The sequence below is a fragment of the Tenacibaculum agarivorans genome (assembly GCF_001936575.1).
Classification (GTDB): Bacteria; Bacteroidota; Bacteroidia; order Flavobacteriales; family Flavobacteriaceae; genus Polaribacter; species Polaribacter agarivorans.
The window spans coordinates 1-23,363 of sequence record NZ_MSMP01000030.1; the positions used below are offsets into that span (position 1 = coordinate 1).

Consider the following 23,363-nt stretch of genomic DNA (forward strand, 5'->3'; position numbering starts at 1 on the left):
TGTGTATGTGTAATATTTTCAGGAGTTATAAGATTATGGTTAGTTAAGGCTTTATGTATACCATAATTTATGATCTCCATATCTTCAACGACTAAAATTTTTTTAAACATATTATCTTATTTAAAGAGCTGATAGAATAATAGTTATTAAGTTGCATGAGGAAATTTCAATAAAACTTTTATTCCATTTTGCCTGTTGACTTCAAAATTAATTGTTCCACCGATTCCTTCAATAAGGTTTTCCATAATTGTAATTCCATTTTTTTTAGTCATTGTTTTTTCAGTAATACCTTTTCCATTATCTGTATATATAATATTTAAAGAGTTTTCTTCAGATTTAAAAATAATACTAGCTATTTTACAATTACTATGCTTTTCCATATTTACCATTAGTTCTTTTAAAACTCGAAATAAGACTATTTTTTTATTGTTCTCAATACCTTTCCAATTTTGATTATCAATACCATTAAAGAAAATGTTTCTTTCTGAAGAAATATAACTGTTCATCATCTCTTTGAGCTCTATATCAAAGTTTTCAAAATCAATATCATTACTTTCTCTTGAAATATCTCGAGCTTTATTATAAACAGAGTTTAGTTTACTTAAAATTTTAGGATCATCAGCATTATTAGTAACTAACATTTTTATCAGGTGGATATCGTTAGCTAAATGGTCATGTATTTTTTTTGATATTCTTTTTTCTGCCTCATAAGCAGCATTTATTTTTTGAGCTTTATGCTGTTCTTCCTTAATTCTATTCCTTTGTTTTTGAATTTTTTGATAAAGAATGATATATATGGTGATACCAATAATAGTTAATGAAAATAAAGAAATAATCCATAGTTTTTGCTCATGCTCTTGCGCTAGTTGTTTTTCTTTTAGAATTTTTTCTTTAGTCAAACGTTCATTTTCAAACCGAGTAGGAGCATAAATCTGACGGATTTTCTTTTGTGTTTCGCTTAATGACTTACTTATGGATTTAAATTTTTGCAGATCTTGAATAGCATTTGGATCTATTTTAGTAATAAGATCTAAAGATTCTAATATAGAAACTTCATTATTAAATAGTATAGCGTTTTTATATGCATTCCTTGCATAAAACATTGCTTTTTTAGAATTTTTTGAAATATAATATTTACTTAAATGTATATAGCTAGCGAATAAGTTTGATGGTATATTGTTTGATTCTCTTATAGCAAGAGCTTCAAGTAAAAGTTGTTCACTATCGCCGTTATTTGGATCTTGTAACCATTTTATTTTACCCAAATTACTTAATATTCTAGCATATTCAATAGTGCTATTTCTTACAGTTTTATTTTTCAAAAGTTGAGTAAATAGTGTTATAGATTCTTTAAAAGAACCGTTGTCCGCAATTATATTGGCTTTGGTATTTTTAAATTTTAATAAATTAAGAATGCCTATTTTATCAATAGCCTCATTCTCTTTAATTAGTTGGAGTGTTTTATAATTCCATAGCAATGCCTGATTACTATTTTGTAGCTCTCGGTAGTTGGTAGCTATAAGATGATTCAATCCAGAAATAGTTTTTAAGTCTGAAAAATTGCTTATATATTTCAATCCATCAATAGCAGTAATATTACTCCCTACATTATCTCCTAATACTTTTTGTTGATCAGCCATATAAAGCAATCTTTTGGCTGCGAGAAGGCTATCTTTTAAATTTCGATGAATTTGAAAAGAAGTATTATAATGGGTGAAAGAGGTTAGATGATTGGTTAAAGCTGAATTGTAGATCCCAAGTTTAAAATGAGCTTTTCCCATGTATGCACTATCTCTATTTTCTTTTGCTAACTTTAAAAGTTTGTAAGAAGTATTAATAGCCTCATTATATTTTTTTTGTTTGCTAAGTATGCTAGTTTTTAGCATATACCCTTTATAAATTAATGGCTTTACAGGTAAATCAGAAGTGATAGCGATAAATTGATCAACTTGAACTAAGGTAGTATCGTTAGGAAGTTGTTTTTTTAGATTGTTGTAGTGATTCGTTAAACTATCAAGAAACTTTGTGGCTTTACCATGTTTAACTTTTAGCTCAGAATGTTCATTACACCTTTGAAAAGTTGTGGTAAAAATGAAAAACAGAAATAAGAGTATGTGTATCTTTCTGATCATCCTCCTAATTTAAATTAATTTTCAATAAGTTTTAAGTCTAAAATAAAAAGAGGAATGATAATTTAATGTTTTCTTATCATCCCCCTAGCTGATATAATCTAGTGTATTAAAAGTAGATTATTCTTCGTCATCATCAGGATCCACAGTTCCATCTTCACCAACAGTTGTTTGTGTATTGTTGTTTGAACAATTATTAGGATCAATTTCTGTGGTTTCTTGGTTCGTATAATCACTTTTTTCTTCGTCATCATCAGGATCTACAGTTCCATCTTCACCAACAGTTGTTTGTGTATTGTTGTTAGAACAATTGTTAGGATCAATTTTTGTAGTTTCTTGGCTCGTATAATTACTTTTTTCTTCATTATTGTCAGAATCTACGGTTCCATCTTTACCAACAGCTAGCTGTGGTTTTTCATTAATATTATTTGTAATCAATTCTTCCTCTGTGCAACTGCTACAGATTAGCAGAGTTAATAATAATGCCGCTTTTATAATAATTGATAAAATACGATCTACGTGTTTTAAATTTTTCATTGTAATAAAATTTTAAATTCCGTAAGCATTTTTAACTTGACTAGTATTCATTTAAAGCACCTACTTGTTTTTGTTTTTTTTAATCGTTTTGAACATGTTTTCTAAGCTTAGATGTAGTTACGTTGGCCTTACGTTACTGTTGCTGTTCGGATACAAATAGACGGATAAAGAGAGGTGTTTTATGGACATAGAAAAACAAGTTTGTGGGCATTGTGGACATGCCCTACAAAAGGTGTTTTTATAAAAATAAATAGTAGAAGAAAGACCGAGAAAAAGAGAAGAGTTACTTGTAATACATCGTATATATATAATCAATTCTGATTATGTAAAACCATAATTTTTTTTTGAAATCGATAGATAAATTTGAAAATCCTACACAACTGTTGTGTTAAATGAAGCTCGTTTTTACACGTTGAAATTTTAGGTGAAAAAATAGTAGATGTAGAGGATTGAAAAGAGCATCAAAAAATCAAATAGTATATAAAAATGGATAGGGAGATTATTATAAAAAAAATAGTAGTAGAAGCTTTTGAAGGAGCTAAAGAGAGATGTTTATCAAATAATAAAACGGCATGGGCTAAACATATTGCCACTGAAGTTGATGTAGGTGTTTCAGAGAAAACATTAAAAAGAGCCTACAATAAATATGTATTAGATAAAGTAGAAGAAGTGGCGCCAAAGGAGGAAACAATTTTATGTTTTTGTAGGTATTTAGGTTTCAATAGTTATGAAGAATATGTTGAAGCTAGTAAAATTGAAATCTTAATGAAGAGCATGACTTATGAAAGGTTACTGAATTACGCGCCGATAAAAAAGCATGAGTTTATAGAAAAACTTTCTAAAATATCCAGATTTAAAAATGAGGCTATTTACTATTGGTTAGGAGTACTCTTTTTAGAAACAACACAATATGAATTAGCAATATCCAATTTGAAAAAATCTATCAAACTTAACCCAACAAAAGGAGAGTATTATTACAATCTGGTATTAGCGAAAATAAATGGTAGACGCCCATTTGTTTTGACTAGCAACGAGATAGAAGAAATATTGAAGGACATAGAAATAGGATTACAATATAACTCAGAAATAACTGGATTTAACTATTTAAAATACATTATTCAAGAAGACTTTTATAAAAATAGAGGTCTAGGTGTTAAAGGTGAAGAAATAAAATTAGAAGAGTATGAAAGAGAAACAAATGAATATAAAAGGTTGCTTAGAATGTTACAATTATAAAACGAAAACTTACTATATATGACACCCATAGAGAATATGACTCAAAATGGAAAAAAAATATTTAAATACTTTTCCAAAGGTTTTTCATTAACAAAAAAAATAACAAGTCAAGAGTATGACGAACTCATAGACCAAGCTGTATTTCCACTATATAAAAAAGCATTAAAAAAGACGTTACTTGATAGCAGTGAATGTAAACGAAAACCAGAGATGTTTTTCGCCCCAACTAGTGCTAAAAAAAGTTTAGGAGAACGTCATTTTAAGAAAGGGGAAGACAATGTATTACGATTCATTCCAATTGTAGTTACTATAATGAATTTCACAGCTCATGAATTGGTGATTTATCAATGTTTGTTTGATCCAACTACAGAAGTAGCACTTAATGAGAGTACTTGGACCTACTTTTATAAAGAAATTGTTTCCTTAGAAACTAAACAAGATTCAGGAGAAGGAGAGTTTTTAACACCTACTAAAAAAATGCTTTATAAAATACCAGTTGTTAATCTGTTTATAAAAGGGAAACATAAGCAATTTAATGTGTCTCAAGAGTTTATATTAACTACAAGAGGGAGTTCAAAATATAAAGTTAGATTGTCAGATTTTGAAATTTTAGATGAAATAGGAGGAGAGTTTGAGACTTCAGACGTAGAAAAAACGATTAAAGCAATTCGTAGTGCCTTACGAGATAAACAACGTTAAATAACAAGATTTTTAGGGGTTTTACGTAAACCCATAAAATCACTCTCTTGTCACCTATTAATTTTAGGTGTCCATTAGAATAATTAATTAGCCGACAATTAAATGAATCTAGTTCAATATTAAATTTTATAAAAACACACAATTTCATGGGGAAAATTATACACAAGACCAAACCAAAGAAAGAAATAAAGAAAGAGGATCAAAATATGGGATTTAAGATTATTTTCTTTGCGTTAAACTTTCTATTAGTTCCTTTTAGTGCGTATACTACTTTTAAAGGATACAGTCAATTTTTAGGAATTCCGCTAGCGATTGTACTTGCATTAGCTACAGGCTTAATGTTTTTCGGGCTCAATTACGCGATAATGACCCTAAGAGAAGAGGGAAAACCACATTTTAAACAGTCCGTTGGTTTTTTACTGCCATTAATGATTAGCTTTTTCGGGAACTTCCCACATTTCTATGGAAATCAAATGCAAGGTTCCCTCTTAAATGAAGAGGTAACACATTATAAAACTACACTCACCAATACGTATAATACAGCTATTAATAAATTAGAAAGAAAGAGACTAGATGAAAGGCAAGGAATTGAATCAAAAAATGAATTGGATATTTTAAAAACAAATCTTGATGCTGATTTAAAAGAGTTAAAAGCTCAGATCCAAGATGGTGGATGTAAAGGAATGTGTAGACAAAAATGGGAAGAAATAAGATCCTTATTTATGGAGTATAACAAGGTGCATAATGGTACTAACAATGCGCCACCACATATTTCACAAATTTTCACCAAGTCGTACAATCAGTTTGAAAATTTAGCTATGTCAAATTTTAAAGCATTACTCAATAAACAAAAAAATGAAATTGAGAACATAGATGGACAAATAGACTTAGATATTAAACTATTAAATGATACAGATTACTCGAACTTAGTTAAACTTTCAGATACGCTTTTAATGGCGCAAAATGAAGAAAGACTTAAAATTGAAGGAGGGAATCTCCTTAAAAGAATTAAAGCAACTAATGATGATTTAGGACAAAAAGCGAGTAAGTTACCAGGCTATGAATTCACCATACTTCCAGCACCAGAAGAAGTTAATACTAAAAATATCAAAGGAGTATTAGAAAGCGCTTTTATAAAAAATGATAATAGTTCAGCTACGATATTTTCCATAATTCTAAGCTTAATCATAGATCTAGCAGTACTTGGTTTTGTGTTTTTGATTTTAAGTTTTAAAAAGGTTAATCAAGAAGAAGAAATTCGAGGGCCGAACATACAAACCCTTAGTTAAATGAACAGATTAAAATGAATTAATATTTATTACACAGAATATTATGGCAAGATTTGGGAGTAAATTTATAGATAGAATAAAAGATAAAAAGAATAAAGGAGAAGAGAAAGTAGTATTTCCAGTAATACCCAAAAACATTAATGTTATTAATGTGACAGCTCACACTGTTGAAGTTTCTTGGGAACCAGGAAATGATGAAACTAGTTGGGAAATTGTTATTCAAGAAAATAATAAAGATAAACCTGCAATTGAAACAGGTACGTATACCTCGTCTAATACGCATTATAAAGAAACGGATTTACTTCCTTCTAAGGATTACGAAATTTATATAAGAGTTAATAATAATTCAGATGAAAGTATATGGGCTACACCTATAAAATTCACAACTTTATCCTCTTTAAATACAGAATTTATATTTGAACCAAACTCTAGTGGTGATAAAGAAAACAGTGTTTTTGGTAAAGATACATTTCCTAATCAAGAAAATGATAATAAAAAGGAATTTAATCCAGAACCACTAAATGAAGAAGACCAAGCAGATAGTGTTTTCAACAACAAAAAACAGGAAAATATAAACGAAGATCTAAATAAGACCATTAATAGTAGTCCAAATAGAGATCCTGTCCCACCTCCCCAAAATCCTAGTAGTGAAAGTACACTTACAATTGATGCAGATTATGTGTACTTTTTTACGTTTGGTTTATCTACAGCTGGAAAAACAGCAATGTTATCAGGCGTTCTATACTATATGGAAACTTCTAGAATTGGAAGGTTAAGAACAAAAGGAGATGAGAGACATCAAAAACGAGGCAAAATGGTTCTTAATCAGATGAGAAAGAAAGTAAAGTCTGGAGTATTTGTTGATAGAACATCTGCTATGGATGCAACAGCTGCTAACTTACCTACAGAAATTAATCTAAAATTTGAGCCTGCCGATTCCAATAAACCAGATATGCCATTTTGTTTAATGGAAATGGCAGGAGAAGATTTAGATGATATAAAACTAACTGAAGATGTAAATTCTGGAGACTTTGATGATAGAATAAAAGCGTATTTAACACACCCTGAATGTATGCTAGCATTTATATGTGTTATTGATACAGATTTAGGAGAAGAAGGAGGTATAAACCCGAGAGAGGAAAGTGAGAGCATAATCATGGAGTTTTTAGATTATCTCCATGAAATTGGGCATACAACAAATCCAATTTTAATAAGTGTAAATAAGTGGGATAAGATAGCAGATCAATACGAAAATGTAGAAAGCTATTTACGAAAAGAGCACCCTTTATTGTACGGAGCACTAGCAGATAGAGATAGAGATGAAGTTGCTATTACAAAATTTTCTATAGGAGAAGTTGATAAGGAAGGAGCTACTTATGAGTATAATTCAGAAGATTCTAAAACAATTTTTAATTGGATGTATAGAATTGTAACTGGGGTAGCTTTTAATAAAGAGATTTCTTTTGAAAAAAGAAAAACAAAGACAAAAACTTCGTTAAAAGAAAAGTTGAGTAAAGGTTTTAAAAATATGATGTCAAATGAGTAATAAAATAGGATATGCTGTTTTTGGTAGTCCTAGGGGGTTACAAGTACAGTCTAACGGACTCTTTAAAGAGTTAAATTTAGACAAGTCATTATATTTAGATCATAACGAAGTACGGTTAGAAGAAGGCGAACATGTATTGATGTTTAAGCGTATTTCTACTGAAAATAATGACAATAGAAATACAATTTTAATAGCTATATATGAACATGCATGGCAATACGGAGAAAATCGTGATGCTTTTATAGGAAGTGCTATATGTTTTAAAAATGATTTACCAAACTCTCAAAGAATGATGACAGGAGTGTGGGAGCTATTTCGTAAAATAAAAAAGAATGTAGATAATAACAATCGTTTTACAAGTAATAGTTCAAGTTCTTGGGATATCAACCTTCCAGACCCTAATGTAGATTATGGAATGTTAACCAATGAAAAATGGAGTTATAATCCTTTTTATCAATTAACTAAAGCTATAGTACATACTACATCATATAGCGCGTTAAAATATGAAAGTGCTTCACTTTTATTTCATTTTTGCTATAATGATAACCTTCATCATTTAGATTTTCTTTATGCGACGGATCAGGCTAATGTGATACAAAAGATGCAAGCCAAAAATTTACAATTGTTAAATTTTACCTCAATCTTTGATTATACTGTAAAGACAAATACACTTAAGAAAGAAAATGATGAATTATATGAGAGAATAGTATCTCAAAAAGAAGAAACTCTTAGGTTATCAAATAAGATACAAGATTTAAATATTAACTATTTAAAAAATGTAGACAATACTTACCTGCAAAAATTAAATAACCAACATAAAGCAAAATTAGATGAGATAAAAGCTAAAGAAAATCATATTAAAGGACTTGACGAGCATATTGCATCTAAAACTTTGGTGTATTTAGAAAAAATAGAACCAGTAAAAAAACAAGAGTTTATTGATAAGTTCGATAGTCAGAACAATGAAATTGAAGAAAAAAAGAAAGAGTTAAGAGCGTTAAGTGGTGATATAGAAATTAAAAAAAGAGAACTACAACGAATTGAAGAAAAAGTAGAGAGCGAAGAGAATATTTATAAGTATACAGTTAAAAAAGGAGTTGAACTTATAGAAGAACATAGCGCATTCAAATTCAAAAAAAGAATCACTGATAATGAAGGTGAAAACTATAACGCAAAGTTAAACCAATACCTTGAAGCCATTCCTGAAAGAATAAAGAAAAATAGAGTTAAAAATCTACTATTTCTTGGAATTATTGCGAGTATACTAATTCTTTCAGTAATCTCTCATTTACTTCTATTATCAATAGAACAGGATAAAGCTCAGTCTGTTTTTAATGAAGAGCGAGAGAAATTGGAGGCAAAAAAAGACAGTATAGTTAATCATCAAAATAAAAGAAATGAATTATTTCAAAATCTAATTACCTATCAAAAACATAGCGTTAAAAGTGATCCAGTAAAGTTTAGAAAATATGCCAATGAATTATTAAAAAACTACTTGAAAAATACATACGCTAAAACATCCCCTGAAAACACATTTATAACTATTTACGATTGGGAATTTTGGGAGTTCGATTACAAGAATAAGAATCTGGTTAAAGCTCTGAATTTAAAAAATAAACAGACATATTTTGTAAATCTAAACTCTAGAATTAAAGAACCTTTAGGTGATTTGAAATGGGATGATAAAGGCGTAGAACAAGCTCTTACATCATACCTAAAAGAAGATAATGACATTTATGAGCACATAGTTTCTATTCCTAAGAAGGAGGAAGAAATCAAATTTAAAATAAAGATACAGCGAGATGTTTTAGAGGATCATTTTAAATGGCTTTTAAAGGAGGCTAACGAAGTAGACAATATAAGCGAATTGAAAAAAGGGAAAATAGATGCACCATATTTTAAGAAACAATGAAAGAAATGATAGAGTTAATAGAAAATACAGGAATACAATTTGTTGAAATTCAAATTTCGATAGGCGAAGACATTAATAGTGATAAAAGGTTTGCAGAAGTCGTAGAATATGATGAAAATCAGAATGAGAAAGAATTAGATTTATTATTCCCTTATAAATTAGGAGATAAATTTGTAGACTACGATAGTATTAATGCTGAAGCGATAGATCATAAAGGTGAAGTAATTGAAAAAGAAATTAAAGAAAGTTTTTTAAACTATATCCCCGAAGAAGATATTTATAAAATAAGAGGACACGAACCTTTAGATATTTATAGAGGGCATTGGATACCTCTTCCTTATTTTAGAGTTAGGAATGACGAATTAGAACCTTTTCATCCAGGTCCTAAAGACTGGTGCAGATTATGGTTTGACGAGGTTGATGAGCAAACAAGAAGAGTAGAGGGGTGTACACATAAAATAGTCTTGGCTTTTGATACAAAAACGTCAAATCAGAATCAAAGTAATTATTTAATACCAAATGATACAGATGCCACATCGTCTGGAAATGTTAGATTCAAATGTGTTATTAAAGAACGATTTTTTAGATCTTTCTATAGTCGAGATTCGGTATGGGATTGGCTCGAAAATATCTATACGATATATGCTAAAAAAATAACTAGAAAACATAAAAATCATCTAAGGCATTTTAGTAGTTATTTTGCGTTGTTAGATATTTTAAATCAATGTAAGAGTTTTCCTGAAATAGCACTTATCAAAGGAGAAAATACAATAGAAACCGGATTAGTATTAGATATTGGTAATTCACGTACTTGTGGTTTAATTGTAGAAACAACGTCACCGCATATCAATAGTAATTTCGATTTCACTTCTGCTAAACGGATACAAATAAGAGATTTATCGGTTCCTTATAAAGTATATGACGAACCTTTTGAAATGCAAGTTGCTTTTGCGGAAGAGAAATTTGGGAATGAAGCTGCAAATCAATTTGAAAATGTATTTCAATGGCCTAGTTTGTTGAGGATTGGGAAAGAGGCGATAAGGCTCACTTCTATTTTCGAAAGTGAAGATTCACAAGCCACTTTAAGTAGTCCTAAACGTTATTTATGGGATAAATTACCCTCTCAAATTCCTTGGATAAAAGTAGATAAAGAAGGTCAATTGGGATATAATCCTAATAAAAATTTAAAAAAGAATGCGCTCTATGGCATTGCCACTCATATTAATAATGACGGTACGCTTTTAAAAGAAGGACAGTTTACAGCAGCAACAAAAAGTAATTATTCAAAATCTTCTTTAATGACTTTTGCTCTTGTAGAGCTTATTTTCCAAACAATATCACAATTAAATAATCATCGCTTTAGACGCGATCTTGGAAACTCTTCCTATAAAAGGGTTTTAAAGCATATAGTAGTGAGTTGTCCAACGGCAATGACAAAAAGAGAACAACAGTCGTTAAAAAAAGCTGTAGAAAATGCTATTGAACTAGTTAAAAGGTATTTCAATAATGAAATAATACACCAGAATATTAGTGTGTATCCTTTAGATCCGAAAAGCAATTTTGATGATGAGAATCCAAAATATTGGAAATTTGATGAGGCAACGTGCTCACAAATAACCTATTTATACAATGAGTTAGTAGAGAAGTATTTGGGGAAGCATAAATTGTTTTTCAAACATAAAGGAAAAATAAGAGATAACGTAAATAAAAATAATGAATCTTTAACTATTGCCAGTATTGATATAGGTGGAGGTACAACAGATTTTATGGTGTGCAACTACCATGCTGATCATGAATTTGAAACTCCAATTATTAAACCTATTCCTGTTTTTTGGGAAGGATTTAATATTGCTGGTGGTGATATAATTAAGCAAGTTGTAGAGGTTATAGTTTTTCCAAGTATAGAAAGATATGTAAAAGATAAAGGAGGAACAAATGTAGAGGAAACATTAAAATTTTTGTTTGGAAATAATCAAGGATACCAAACTGCATCACACAGAATTTATAGAAGACATTTTGCGAATCAGATAGCACAATACTGTGCTCAGTATGCGTTAGAATTAGTAACACATAAGTCTACATCAAAAGGGGTAAGAAAAACGATTGGTGAAATTTTCGAAAACCACCCTAAGCCTAAAAATAATCTCATTCCTTACATTGAAAATAAAATAAAGCAAAAATGCGGAGTTGATGAGTTTAATTTTTTAGATATCGCTCTAGACTTTGACATTGATACCATTAATCATGCTGTGATTATTGTTATGGAGTCTGTGATTGAAAAGTTAATACAACTTATTGCGATTTTCGATTGTGATATAGTATTACTTTCAGGTAGGCCAAGTAATTTAAAAGTGATAAGAGAAATGTTCGAAAAATCACTTGTATTAAGTCCCGATAAGATTGTCAACTTTGGAGATTATAAATTCGGAGACTGGTATCCTTTTGCCAGTTTTGGCGAAGTTAAAGATCCTAAAACTACAGTGAGTGTTGGAGCTCTGATAGCATTTTTAAACTCTATAAATAAACTTGATTCCTTGAGAATTGATTTAAAAAACTTGGCTAATATTCAATCTACTGCAGATTTTATCGGAGTAATGAATCCTAAATACCCTAAAATAGATCTTGATAAGATCATTTTTGATCATAATTCTTATGAAGGTAATTTTCAATTCTATGGACTCTCAATCCCTATTGGAATGAGGCAATTGCCTAAGGAAGAATGGATAGCTACACCACTTTACGTGTTTGATTTTAAAAGCGATAGTAGTAAAGAGTTTATTGCTGAAAAAAACTATGAGTTCCCATTTACGATTACCATAAATAGAGACGAGAGTAATTTAGAAGAACTTTCAATTAATGATATTGAAATCATAGATAAAAACGGAGAAGATTTAGATAACAACCATTTTACATTATTCTTTAAAACCTTACCAGAGTTTGAGTATTGGCAAGATAGTGGGGAATTTATGCTTAAGGATTTTATAGATAATTAATCTATGTCCATAATTTTTATTCCATTAAATTAATAAGATAACTATGACTGAAAAATTTGATGAACTAAAGAATCATACTGAAAAAACTTTAGCTGAAATTAAAAAGGCTAGTGCTTGGATAGATGTTCATGGCAATGAATCAACAAAAGAAGTAAAAAAAACACAACTTAACGAAAGTACAAGAACCCTAAACAGGGTAATAAATGCCCTGCAGAAAAGATCTTCAGTAGCCATTTTTGGTCAAAGTCAGGTTGGAAAATCATTTTTGGTAAGGAGTATGGCAAAATCTCCAGTTACAGGTAAGCTTGAGATTTTAGATGCTACTACTGAGCAAAAAATTGATTTTTTAAAAGATATTAACCCACCAGGAGGAAGAGAATCTACAGGTATTATAACGCGTTTTTCTATTGAAAAGCCAAATGAAATAACCAATGATTTTCCTTATAAATTAGAATTACTAAGTCAATTAGATGTTGCTGCTATAATAATCAATGGGTATTTAGAAGATATAAAAGATTATACGGATACTCTAGATAAAGAAGAAGTCCTGGCAAAGGTTAAAGAACTCAGTGCTACAAAAGATAATCAGAGTACCCTAGGAGTTTCATATAATGATGTAAAAGACTTTAATGATTACATTATTACAAATTTTAATGATGATTACAGGATAAAATACTGTGGTCAAATTAATTTTTTCAATGATTTACTTGACTTATTACCCAATATCACATATAACAAAAGGTGGGAATTGCTTCAATTTTTTTGGGGTAAAAATGCTTTTTTAACTGATATTTTTAATAAAATAAGTGAAACTCTTAATGCAGTGAATTTTTCTAAAGTAGTATTAGTCAATGATAAGGCTATTATTAATGGAAAGAAAGATCCAAAGTTTGCCAATACCACAAATATTTTAGATGTTGAACGTATTAAGGAAATGTATTATGAGAATCCACTGGATAAACTAAAAGTTAAAAGTTCGGATACTACTATAGTAGATGTTGGAGTGAGCGAGTTAAGTGCACTCATAAAGGAACTTCATCTCCAAATACCCAATGATTTTAGTCAAAAAAACGAAGGGAAACTATTAAGGAATGCAGATATTTTAGATTTCCCAGGCAGTAAAAGCAGAGAGAAAGTGCCTGAAATTGTGTTCAATAATAATTCAGAACAAGCAAAATTATCAATGTATGTAAGAGGAAAAGTATCGTATTTATTTTTTCTTTATAACCGAGATTTTGGCATATCTACTCTTTTGTATTGCATGGATCATGAACCTCCATTGGTGTCAGAATCTCCTAGCTTGTTAGATCAATGGATAAAACGCTATATAGGAGGAGATATTGAAGAAAGAAAAAGACGTGAAGATATTGTTTTGAATTTATTAGCATCTGAAGGGGTTACATGTAAGGTAGATCATATTTCTCCTTTACTAATTGCAATGACAAAGTTTAATGTAGAACTTACAGGGAAAGGAGCTGCGGAAAGATTAGGTGATCCTGATTCACATAATTCTAAATGGTTTGCTCGATTCAAAGAGAACTTTAGTAACTATATGAGTAAACCTGTTCAGGATAAATGGACAGAAAATTGGATATACCAAAATGAACCATTCAAATTTGTTTTTCCAATCAGAGACCCAGGATTTTCAGAGTCATTTTTTGAAGGATTTGAACCATTACATCAAAAAGAAACAAAATTAAGACCAGAGAAAGAAGCAATTATTGAAGACATGAAAGTTTCTTTTTTAAACTCAGATATTACAAAGCAGTTTATTTTTGATAGAGAAACATTATGGTCTGAATTGTTAACGCCAAATAAGACGGGTATAGATTATCTCTATAAATACCTTGAACCTTCTTCACATCCTATAAATATGTATACCCAATTATTGGAAGTTGCTAACAAAACCCTGAAAAATGTTTTAGGAATTTTGGATGGAGAACATCTTTCTGGAGATATGGATCAGGAACTAAAGAAAGCAAAATTAAAGGGAGCCAAATCATTAGCCGCTATAACTGCTTTAAGTAATAAATCTGATGTTTTAATCAGTCGTTACTTCAAAGAAATGAAAACAACAGAAAATGAAATATGGCGACTATTATATGATTTTAGATTTACAGTAGCTGATAAAAAAGAAGTAGAGCAAACCATCGATCATTCAAAAATAAAAGATTTTCTTTCTAGTCTAGGCATAGAGTTAAGTCAAGAATTTGTTGCCTTAAAACAAGAATTGGTTAACTTTTTTGGAGTCGATGAGACTGATTTAAATGATATTTTAATTGATGAAATAGGAGTCTCTATAGATGAATTATTAAAATCGAATTCTAAAATGCCAAGCGTAGGAGAAAAGTTTGCATCTATAGTAGAGAAGCATCTCTCTGAAAAATCATCTAAAATAGAGAATGAAGTTTTTAGGGACGTTTTTTTAGAGATACTCAAAAGTAAATCTATAGACGGTGTAAAAAAAGAAATTGCTAATATGATAGAAAATGAGCTAACTGAAGGAGGAAGCATGATGCAAGAAAAATTTAATCTTCTTTCCACTTGTATTACAAGTATCGTAAATAAATATGTATTCTCTTCTACTTGGTCTTATGAGAAAGAAACAGAAAAACCATTACGAATGGGGCAACCTATTTTTTCTAATCAAGGATTATTGAAGGATAGAAGTATTGTAGTTCAACCTATAGCTAAAACAAATTTAAAAGGCTACATCAGCGATTTTTCTATTGGAGCCAAAGAGTTATATGTTAAAAATGTAGAAAGGAAGTTTGGTGTCGATACTAATTTTGATTCAGCATCAAACGAAGAAATAGGGAATATTATAAATACACTTGAAAGTTTTGAGAAATAACGAATATTACTTTAAAAAATTAAACTCAGGAGCAAATCCATGGCCTTTTATCATAGGGGTTTTACTTGTTCTTCTAGTGTTAATGTTATTAAGACATTGTAATACTCCAAACAAATTCTGGGGTGATAATACATCTTATGAGTATAGAGTAATACCAATTTTTCCTGATAAACCTAATCTACTTCGACCGATAGATACAACAAAAATTATAATTCCAGACGATCCAATAAAACGCCCTATCATCTCTAATTTATTAAATGTTTATGTTCAAGATACAATTGATCTAAAACAGTTTGCAGCAAAAGTTATCGATAAGTATTCAACAGATTCCTTATTAGTAACTTATTATGCCGATGCTTACAAAAGGATTCAGTTTGAAATACCTTCAAATAAAAGAAATGAGCTAAAGAAATCCATAAAACAAGATTTTTCAGTGGTGAAGTTTGTTTGTTACGAGTCAATACTTTCTAGCAGCAAAAAAAATACAGATCCAGGGTTTAATAATCCAAATTATTCATGGTTTTATGAGCAAATAGGACTTTATAGGGCTTGGGATATTACAATGGGGAATGAAGATATCAAGATAGCGGTAATTGATGATTCTTTTGATGCTACACATCCCGAATTATCAAAACGGATAGAAAAACCTTGGAATGTTTATGAGTATTCAGATAACGTAAAAACCTATAATAAATTAATTCATGGTACTCATGTAGCGGGAACGGCTGTAGGAGAAAAAAATAATAACCTTGGAATTTCTGGTGTGGCTCCTAACTGTAAATTAATTCCAGTACAAATAGCCGATCAACAAGGTAGAATGACAACATCATCTATTCTAGACGGGATATTTTATGCATTAAAAAATGATGCAGATGTGATTAATTTATCATTAGGAATTAATATGCCACATTTAAAAAATCTTACAGAGAAAGAGCAAGAGATGTATTCAAAAACTACCTTTCTTGAAGAAGCTGAGATGTGGAATGAAGTTTATGAGATTGCACAAAAAGAAAATACAGTAATAGTACAAGCTGCTGGTAATTCTTCCGTATTAGCGGCTCTGGATCCTATGAAACGATCAAAAGCTACAATAATAGTTGGTGCTACTAATCAAGATAAAAAAATAGCAAATTTTTCAAACTATGGAGAGAAGGTAGATGTTTATGCACCTGGTGTAGCTATTTATAGCAGTTTACCTAATGGAAAGTTTGATGTTATGGATGGTACATCAATGTCATCTCCTATCGTTTCAGGATGTGTTGGACTCATAAAATCTATAAATGATAGTTTATCTATTACTTCAATAAAGAAATTAATAAGAAATACAGGATTGACAATTAAGGATGACAATAAGTTGATACAAATTGATAATATTTTACTTCAAATCAAGTAACTATGAATACAGTTAAAATATCAAAACTTGGAAAAATAAAATCAGTTTTCAATGATAATGAAAGCAATATGCATTATTATAACGTTATTCAGCAAGCGTTAAAAAGTCATATAGAAAATATAGAATTTGCAAAACCAATTTTACAGCAAGGTAAAGGAGTTGTGTTATGGAAGTCTAAACAAATAGGGCCTTTTAATAACTATAAAGCTTCTAATGAGAAGGAAAAACAGTATCTCAATCAAATTATTTCTAAGGCTTATACTAAAATGAGTGAATTATTTGGAAATCATTCCGAAAGTGATTTTTTAAATGATATTATGGAGTTCCCTAGTGAAGAAGCTATATTTTATACCCAACATAATGATGATATTACTGTAATATTTACAGAATGGGGGTTTGTTAAAGATGAACATACAAGATCATCTGGTGTTTTGAAGAAATTTTTGCCAGGTACTTTAAAATCATTCATAATAAAATTTAAGACGAGTAATGATGAATATTTGGCAGATATAAACTGCAAATTACATTCAGAAGGTATAAGCAAAACTGAAATGTCAAACTCTGAAGGATTCATTAAGCTAAATAATCTTGTTAGAGGTCAGATATTATCAATTTCTAGTCCAAATAATCTGTTTGAAAGTGAAGATATACAAATTGATACAACAGAAGAACACACAATAATTGTCAAAAGAAATTTTAATTTAAGTTTTCAGGTTTATAATAGCAATGATAAACCTGTAAAACAAATAGAGTTTACTTTCATTTCAGATTTTATATCTAATGTTAAAAATGTTACTAATGATGAAGGTAGCTTTAACGTCATTCATCCTGAAAATAATGGAGTATTTAAAATAATATCTCCTAATGGAATAGAACTTTTGGTAGAAAAATTACCCAGTGAAGATGAACAATATAAAATTATTTATGACGACCCTAAATCAAAAGAACAAGAGGTTGATGTAAAGTATGAAAAAGAAGAAGAAAAAGAAGAACCTATTGAGATTGAATTTCTTGATGAACAAAAAAATCCCATTACCAAAAGGCGAGTAGAAATAACATCGGTAGGGCAAAGCCAGAAATATAGAACTGATGAAGATGGAATTATTATTGCTGATCATCTAGAATTTGAAAGAAAATATGATATCTCTGTTGAATATAAAGGTGATATATGGAGAAATGAATTAATACCTATACATAATAGATTTAAGTATACTTTTATTTTAGAAGAATCTAAAGAGCCTATTATTCTTGAGTTTTTGAATTGGAGAAAAAAACCGATTACAAATCAAATAGTTGATATTTATGGTTATCAAAAACAAACAAATTTTACAACAGATGAGTTAGGATTAATAAAAATTAATGAGCTGGAGAAAGGCACAAAGTATTGTGTTTTTATGAACTTTAAAAAAGCGGATTGGAAAGAAGAGTTTTTATATACAGGTAGTAACAAACATACTTTTATAGTGAAAAAGAAAAAAATTATGTGGTGGTGGTTTCCATTAGTCTTACTTTTTTTTTTGCTACTCACTTTAATACCAACTGAAGTCAATCATCATTATAAAGTATTGGATAAAAATACAAAGCAGCCTATTCGTCAGGCCTCTATTTCAAGTTCTGAAGTTACAGGCTACCAAGTGCAAAATTATTTGAATACTACAGATTCCCTGGGTAAATTATCAATTTATTATGGAAAATTTCCAATTTATAAACAGATATTACATAAAGCTAATATCACTATTCTTGTAACAAAACAAGGGTATAATAGCCTAAAAGCTGATATACCTATAGGATACTTTAAAACTAGAAAAAGTATTATTTATTTAGCTAGACGAACTATCGAAGAAAAGAAACCTCCTAAGAGAGAAAGAAAAAATCCAATAAAAAAAGCCCCTAGAGAGTCTTGTAGAATTTTTGTCTCCGGAGGATTAATAAGTGATACCGATAAAGGAGAGCCTGGCTTTAGCGAAATATATGTTGAAGATGATTATAGTGAATATGTTGGTGAGGGAGAGTATCCAGACAATAATATGGCTTTTCCTAAAGCTGTAAGAACTACTTTTGATGGAATAGCAATAGATAAAGGAACAAGAGTTATTATATACAGTAAGAAGAATTTTCAAGGAAAAGTTTTATTAGATAAAATTGGTCCGGCTATTATTAATAACGTAAAATGGAAAGACAATGGAGATGCTAAAGTTTGGATAGATAAAATATTTAAAGCTCCATATCAAAAAACTTTTCCTAGCACTAAAAGGCATTTTAGTAAGTCTGATATGCATAGTTGGTCTTATGGTTCTATTAAAGTGATTTGTAAATGATATAAACGGGTATAAAAGGCTTCGTTTTTTTTAGATAAACACATTTAGACAATGTACAGAGAAAGTTTTCTAGCATCCTGCAATAAAAAAATCCAGCATTTCTGCTGGATTTTTTGCTCCCCCTCTTGGGCTCGAACCAAGGACCCTCTGATTAACAGTCAGATGCTCTAACCAACTGAGCTAAGGAGGAGTTTGTGACACTTTTTGTGTTTTGCGAGTGCAAATATAACACCCTTTTTTTAATCTGCAAACTTTTTTTCGAAAAAAAACATTTTTTTTTCTTTCGTCTACTGAATATTAAAATTTTAAAAAAAGAAGCTTTACTTAAGTTACAAATCGTATTTTTGTGTTTGATATTCTTATTACAGAAAAGTACAATTGTATATATGGACAAGTTTTCGTTCTTAAATGCAGCGCACGTAGGTTTTATTAGTGAACTGTATGAACAATACCAAAAGAACCCTGATGCTGTAGAACCAAGTTGGAGAAGTTTTTTTCAAGGATATGATTTAGCTAATGAAAATTACTCATTAACTGATGAAGAAGAAATTGAAATTCCTGAAGAAGTTCGCAAAGAGTTTTTAGTTATAGATTTAATTAATGGTTACCGTACCAGAGGTCACTTATTTACTAAAACAAACCCTGTACGTGACCGAAGAAAATATACGCCAACTCTAGATGTAGAGAACTTTGGATTAACACAAAATGATTTATCAACGGTTTTTAATGCTGGTCAAATTTTAGGAATTGGACCGCAAACGTTATCAGTAATTATTCAACATCTTCAAAATATTTATTGCGATAGTATTGGTGTTGAGTATATGTATCTTAGAAATCCAGAACAACTTAAGTGGTGGCAAGATCGCTTAAACAAAAATGATAATCATCCAAGCTATAATTTAGATGAGAAAAAGTATATTCTTTCTAAATTAAATCAAGCTTCTACGTTTGAAAGCTTTTTACAAACTAAATATGTAGGTCAAAAACGTTTCTCTGTGGAAGGAGGAGAAACTTTAATTCCTGGGATTAGTGTTGCACTTCGTGATGCAGCGGAAAAATATGGAGTTAAAGAATGTGTTATTGGAATGGCGCACAGAGGTCGTTTAAATACATTGGTGAATATCTTTAAAAAACCAGTTCGTGATTTATTTAGTGAATTCGAAGGTAAAGATTTTGAAGATGAAACTATTGATGGAGATGTAAAATACCACTTAGGATTAACATTAAGCAAAGAATACCTAGGAGGTCAAAAGATGAAGATGAACTTAGTGCCAAACCCTTCACACCTAGAAACAGTTGATGCTGTTGCTGAGGGAATTGTGAGAGCTAAGGTTGATCTAGATTATGAAGGAGATGATGGAAAAATTCTTCCAATCATAGTTCATGGAGATGCTGCAATTGCAGGTCAAGGTATTATATATGAAGTTGTGCAGATGGCACAATTAAATGGATACAAAACAGGAGGTACTATTCATGTAGTTGTAAATAATCAAGTTGGATTTACAACTAATTATTTAGATGCTCGATCTAGTACGTATTGTACTGATGTTGCTAAAGTAACGTTATCTCCAGTATTACATGTAAATGCAGATGATGCAGAAGCAGTATGTCATGCAATGCAAATAGCTGTTGAATATAGAGCTCGTTTTAAAAGAGATATCTTTATTGATTTATTAGGATACCGTAAGTACGGACATAACGAAGGTGATGAACCTACCTTTACACAACCTAAGTTATACCAATTGATCAAAAAGCATAAAAATGCAAAAGAAATTTATGTAAATAAATTATTAGAAGAAGGAGCAATAACTAAAGATTATGTTACTGAGATTACTAATGACTTTAAAGCGTTTTTAGAAGCTGAGTTTACAGAATCAAAGAAAAAAACTACCTCAAAAATTCAGGATTTTATGCCTGATGTTTGGGACGGATTTGTTAGAAAGCAATTAGAAGACATGTTAAAGCCTGTAGATACTACCTATGGTGCAGATGCATTGAAAGATATTGCTAAAGTAATTTCTTCTACACCTGACGGACATAAGTTTGTGCGTAAAGCAGAACGTATTCTACAAGGAAGAGCTAAAATGGTGTTTGAAGATAATAAACTAGATTGGGGTACGGCTGAAAACTTAGCCTATGGTACTTTATTAGAGGAAGGCTATAATGTTCGTATTTCAGGAGAAGATGTAGAAAGAGGAACATTCTCTCACCGTCATGCTATTATGCGTGATGAAAATACATTGGAGCGTGTTAACTTATTAAATACAAACCCAAAAAATAAGGGAGAATTAACTATTTACAATTCTCACCTATCAGAATACGGAGTGTTAGGTTTTGATTATGGTTATGCTATGGCAGCACCAAATACCCTAACTATTTGGGAAGCACAGTTTGGTGATTTTGCGAATGGAGCACAAATTGTATTCGATCAATATATTTCTTCAGCTGAAGATAAATGGAAACTACAAAATGGTTTAGTAATGTTGTTGCCTCACGGATATGAAGGGCAAGGACCAGAACATTCATCAGCAAGAATAGAACGATTCTTACAATCATGTTCTACTGATAACTGGACGATTGCAAATTGCTCTACACCAGCAAATATGTATCACATTTTACGTCGTCAGATGAAACGTGATTTTAGAAAACCGTTAGTCGTATTTACACCAAAGAGTTTATTACGTTTGCCAGCGGCAGTAAGCACAATTGAAGAATTAGCAGAAGGAACTTTCCAAGAAGTTATAGATGATACTATAGATACTGCTAAAGTGAAGAAAATGGTGTTCTGTACAGGTAAATTTTATTATGATTTATTAGCTGAGCGTGAGAAGTTAGGTAGAAATGATGTAGCTTTAATTAGAATAGAGCAGTTGTTCCCATTACATCACGATCAGATTAAAGCAGTTATGGATCGTTATCCGAATGTAGAGCGTTATGTTTGGGCACAAGAAGAACCTAGAAATATGGGAGCTTGGTTACATATGCTAGAACGTTTCGAATTAGCAACCTTAGAATGTGCTTCAGAAAAATACAGAGCAGCACCTGCAGCAGGTTCTAGTACTCGTTTTAAAGAGCGTCATCAAGCAATTATAAATAAAGTATTTGATTAAAGTAGCGTCTTGTAGTATTAACTTTTATGTAATGAAAGTATACAAGAAACGTTCAAAGTAAAAGAATAAAATAAAACAGAAATAAATTAGAACTGATGGTTTTAGAAATGAAAGTTCCTTCACCAGGGGAATCAATTACAGAAGTAGAAATCGCAACTTGGTTGGTTGAAGATGGAGATTATGTTGAGAAAGATCAACCTATTGCTGAAGTTGATTCTGACAAGGCTACGTTGGAATTACCAGCAGAAGAAAGTGGAATAATAACATTAAAAGCTGAAGAAGGTGATGCAGTAGAGGTTGGTGCAGTAGTATGTCATATTGATATGAGTGCAGCAAAGCCAGAAGGAGATTCGGCTCCAAAAGAAGCACCTAAGGCAGAGGAGAAAAAAGAAGAAACTCCTAAAGCAACTCCAGCTAAAGAAACATACGCTACAGGAACAGCGTCTCCGGCGGCTAAGAAAATTTTAGCTGAAAAAGGAATCAGTGCATCAGAAGTAAAAGGAACAGGTAAAGACGGAAGAGTTACTAAAGAGGATGCTGTAAAAGCAGTTCCTTCTATGGGAACTCCAGGAATGGGAGCTAGAGGAGTAGAGCGTAAAAAGCTTTCGATGTTACGTAGAAAAGTAGCTGAACGTTTAGTTTCAGTTAAAAATGAAACAGCAATGTTAACTACATTCAATGAAGTTAATATGCAGCCTATTTTTGACTTACGTAAACAATATAAAGAAGACTTTAAAGCAAAACATGGAGTAGGTTTAGGATTTATGAGTTTCTTCACATTAGCTTGTGTGAGAGCTTTACAAATGTATCCTGCGGTAAACTCAATGATTGACGGAAAGGAAATGGTATCTTTTAATTTCCAAGATATTTCTATTGCAGTTTCTGGTCCTAAAGGATTAATGGTTCCTGTAATTAGAAATGCTGAGAATTTAACATTTAGAGGCGTAGAGAGTGAAGTTAAGCGTTTAGCAATCAGAGCTCGTGAAGGTCAAATTACTGTTGATGAAATGACTGGAGGTACGTTTACAATTACTAATGGAGGTGTGTTTGGATCTATGTTGTCTACACCAATTATAAACCCACCACAGAGTGCTATTTTAGGAATGCATAATATTGTTAATCGTCCAATGGCTGTAGATGGTCAAGTAGTGATTCAACCAATTATGTACGTAGCATTATCTTACGATCATAGAATTATTGATGGTAAAGAGTCTGTAGGTTTCTTAGTAGCAGTTAAAGAAGCGTTAGAGAATCCAGTAGAATTATTAATGGGAGGTAATCCATTAAAAGCTTTAGAAATGTAGTTTCTACTTATAAAATTATTATAAAAATTAAAAGAATCCTGTG

The 23,363-nt window shown here is 30.6% G+C and carries 13 protein-coding genes and 1 tRNA gene; 11 read left to right on the plus strand and 3 right to left on the minus strand.

The genetic code is table 11. The features are described 5' to 3' along the window. Positions 1–146: 146 nt before the first annotated feature. Together BVC87_RS18100 and BVC87_RS18105 are read right to left on the minus strand one after the other, a co-directional pair. Positions 147–2,132, minus strand: coding sequence for a sensor histidine kinase (locus BVC87_RS18100; protein WP_075343819.1), 1,986 nt, complete (start codon positions 2,130–2,132; stop codon positions 147–149). Between the two features lie 117 nt (positions 2,133–2,249). After that, positions 2,250–2,666, minus strand: coding sequence for a hypothetical protein (locus tag BVC87_RS18105; RefSeq protein ID WP_075343820.1), 417 nt, complete (start codon positions 2,664–2,666; stop codon positions 2,250–2,252). Between the two features lie 486 nt (positions 2,667–3,152). On the opposite strand from BVC87_RS18105, the gene BVC87_RS18110 reads away from it, so the two are divergent. From BVC87_RS18110 to BVC87_RS18150, 9 genes are all read left to right on the plus strand, one after another. Continuing rightward, positions 3,153–3,902 carry a hypothetical protein gene (locus BVC87_RS18110; protein WP_075343821.1) on the plus strand — a complete coding sequence of 250 codons (750 nt, stop codon included), beginning with the start codon at positions 3,153–3,155 and terminating at the stop codon, positions 3,900–3,902. Between the two features lie 18 nt (positions 3,903–3,920). Then, complete coding sequence (locus BVC87_RS18115; protein ID WP_075343822.1) at positions 3,921–4,601, plus strand: hypothetical protein; 681 nt, start codon at positions 3,921–3,923, stop codon at positions 4,599–4,601. A gap of 146 nt (positions 4,602–4,747) precedes the next feature. Next, positions 4,748–5,890 carry a hypothetical protein gene (locus BVC87_RS18120; RefSeq protein ID WP_075343823.1) on the plus strand — a complete coding sequence of 381 codons (1,143 nt, stop codon included), beginning with the start codon at positions 4,748–4,750 and terminating at the stop codon, positions 5,888–5,890. Between the two features lie 43 nt (positions 5,891–5,933). Further along, positions 5,934–7,436: a fibronectin type III domain-containing protein gene (locus BVC87_RS18125; RefSeq protein WP_075343824.1), complete on the plus strand. Its 1,503-nt coding sequence runs from the start codon at positions 5,934–5,936 to the stop codon at positions 7,434–7,436. Continuing rightward, positions 7,429–9,348, plus strand: coding sequence for a hypothetical protein (locus BVC87_RS18130; RefSeq protein WP_075343825.1), 1,920 nt, complete (start codon positions 7,429–7,431; stop codon positions 9,346–9,348). The genes BVC87_RS18125 and BVC87_RS18130 overlap by 8 nt, the downstream gene beginning before the upstream one ends. Continuing rightward, positions 9,345–12,341 (plus strand): virulence factor SrfB, encoded by a 2,997-nt coding sequence (locus BVC87_RS18135; protein ID WP_075343826.1) that lies wholly within the window; start codon positions 9,345–9,347, stop codon positions 12,339–12,341. Before BVC87_RS18130 ends, BVC87_RS18135 begins: the two co-directional genes overlap by 4 nt. Before the next feature lie 43 nt (positions 12,342–12,384). Continuing rightward, a complete protein-coding gene (locus BVC87_RS18140) occupies positions 12,385–15,195 on the plus strand; it encodes a virulence factor SrfC family protein (RefSeq protein WP_075343827.1) in 2,811 nt (936 codons plus the stop codon). Next, positions 15,185–16,588, plus strand: coding sequence for a S8 family peptidase (locus tag BVC87_RS18145; RefSeq protein WP_143569834.1), 1,404 nt, complete (start codon positions 15,185–15,187; stop codon positions 16,586–16,588). Before BVC87_RS18140 ends, BVC87_RS18145 begins: the two co-directional genes overlap by 11 nt. 2 nt (positions 16,589–16,590) lie before the next feature. After that, the gene (locus BVC87_RS18150; protein ID WP_075343829.1) at positions 16,591–18,906 is read left to right on the plus strand and encodes a hypothetical protein; all 2,316 of its coding nucleotides are present in this window, start codon (positions 16,591–16,593) and stop codon (positions 18,904–18,906) included. 116 nt (positions 18,907–19,022) lie between these two features. Here the strand turns inward: BVC87_RS18150 and BVC87_RS18155 are convergent. Continuing rightward, positions 19,023–19,096, minus strand: a tRNA-Asn gene (locus BVC87_RS18155). Positions 19,097–19,292: 196 nt separating this feature from the next. Here BVC87_RS18155 and BVC87_RS18160 point away from each other — a divergent pair. Continuing rightward, on the plus strand, positions 19,293–22,016 hold the full coding sequence (locus BVC87_RS18160; protein ID WP_075343830.1) for a 2-oxoglutarate dehydrogenase E1 component: 2,724 nt from the start codon (positions 19,293–19,295) through the stop codon (positions 22,014–22,016). A gap of 95 nt (positions 22,017–22,111) precedes the next feature. Next, a complete protein-coding gene (gene odhB, locus BVC87_RS18165) occupies positions 22,112–23,320 on the plus strand; it encodes a 2-oxoglutarate dehydrogenase complex dihydrolipoyllysine-residue succinyltransferase (protein ID WP_075343831.1) in 1,209 nt (402 codons plus the stop codon). The last annotated feature ends 43 nt before the right edge of the window (positions 23,321–23,363 follow it).

What these genes read in the sequence shown, in the direction of transcription:
- BVC87_RS18120 (WP_075343823.1), top strand. Translation starts at nt 4,748, where the DNA reads ATGGGGAAAATTATACACAAGACCAAACCAAAGAAAGAAATAAAGAAA.
- BVC87_RS18160 (WP_075343830.1), top strand. Translation starts at nt 19,293, where the DNA reads ATGGACAAGTTTTCGTTCTTAAATGCAGCGCACGTAGGTTTTATTAGT.
- BVC87_RS18100 (WP_075343819.1), bottom strand. Translation starts at nt 2,132, where the DNA reads ATGATCAGAAAGATACACATACTCTTATTTCTGTTTTTCATTTTTACC.
- BVC87_RS18125 (WP_075343824.1), top strand. Translation starts at nt 5,934, where the DNA reads ATGGCAAGATTTGGGAGTAAATTTATAGATAGAATAAAAGATAAAAAG.
- BVC87_RS18150 (WP_075343829.1), top strand. Translation starts at nt 16,591, where the DNA reads ATGAATACAGTTAAAATATCAAAACTTGGAAAAATAAAATCAGTTTTC.
- BVC87_RS18115 (WP_075343822.1), top strand. Translation starts at nt 3,921, where the DNA reads ATGACACCCATAGAGAATATGACTCAAAATGGAAAAAAAATATTTAAA.
- BVC87_RS18130 (WP_075343825.1), top strand. Translation starts at nt 7,429, where the DNA reads ATGAGTAATAAAATAGGATATGCTGTTTTTGGTAGTCCTAGGGGGTTA.
- odhB (WP_075343831.1), top strand. Translation starts at nt 22,112, where the DNA reads ATGGTTTTAGAAATGAAAGTTCCTTCACCAGGGGAATCAATTACAGAA.
- BVC87_RS18105 (WP_075343820.1), bottom strand. Translation starts at nt 2,666, where the DNA reads ATGAAAAATTTAAAACACGTAGATCGTATTTTATCAATTATTATAAAA.
- BVC87_RS18135 (WP_075343826.1), top strand. Translation starts at nt 9,345, where the DNA reads ATGAAAGAAATGATAGAGTTAATAGAAAATACAGGAATACAATTTGTT.
- BVC87_RS18110 (WP_075343821.1), top strand. Translation starts at nt 3,153, where the DNA reads ATGGATAGGGAGATTATTATAAAAAAAATAGTAGTAGAAGCTTTTGAA.
- BVC87_RS18140 (WP_075343827.1), top strand. Translation starts at nt 12,385, where the DNA reads ATGACTGAAAAATTTGATGAACTAAAGAATCATACTGAAAAAACTTTA.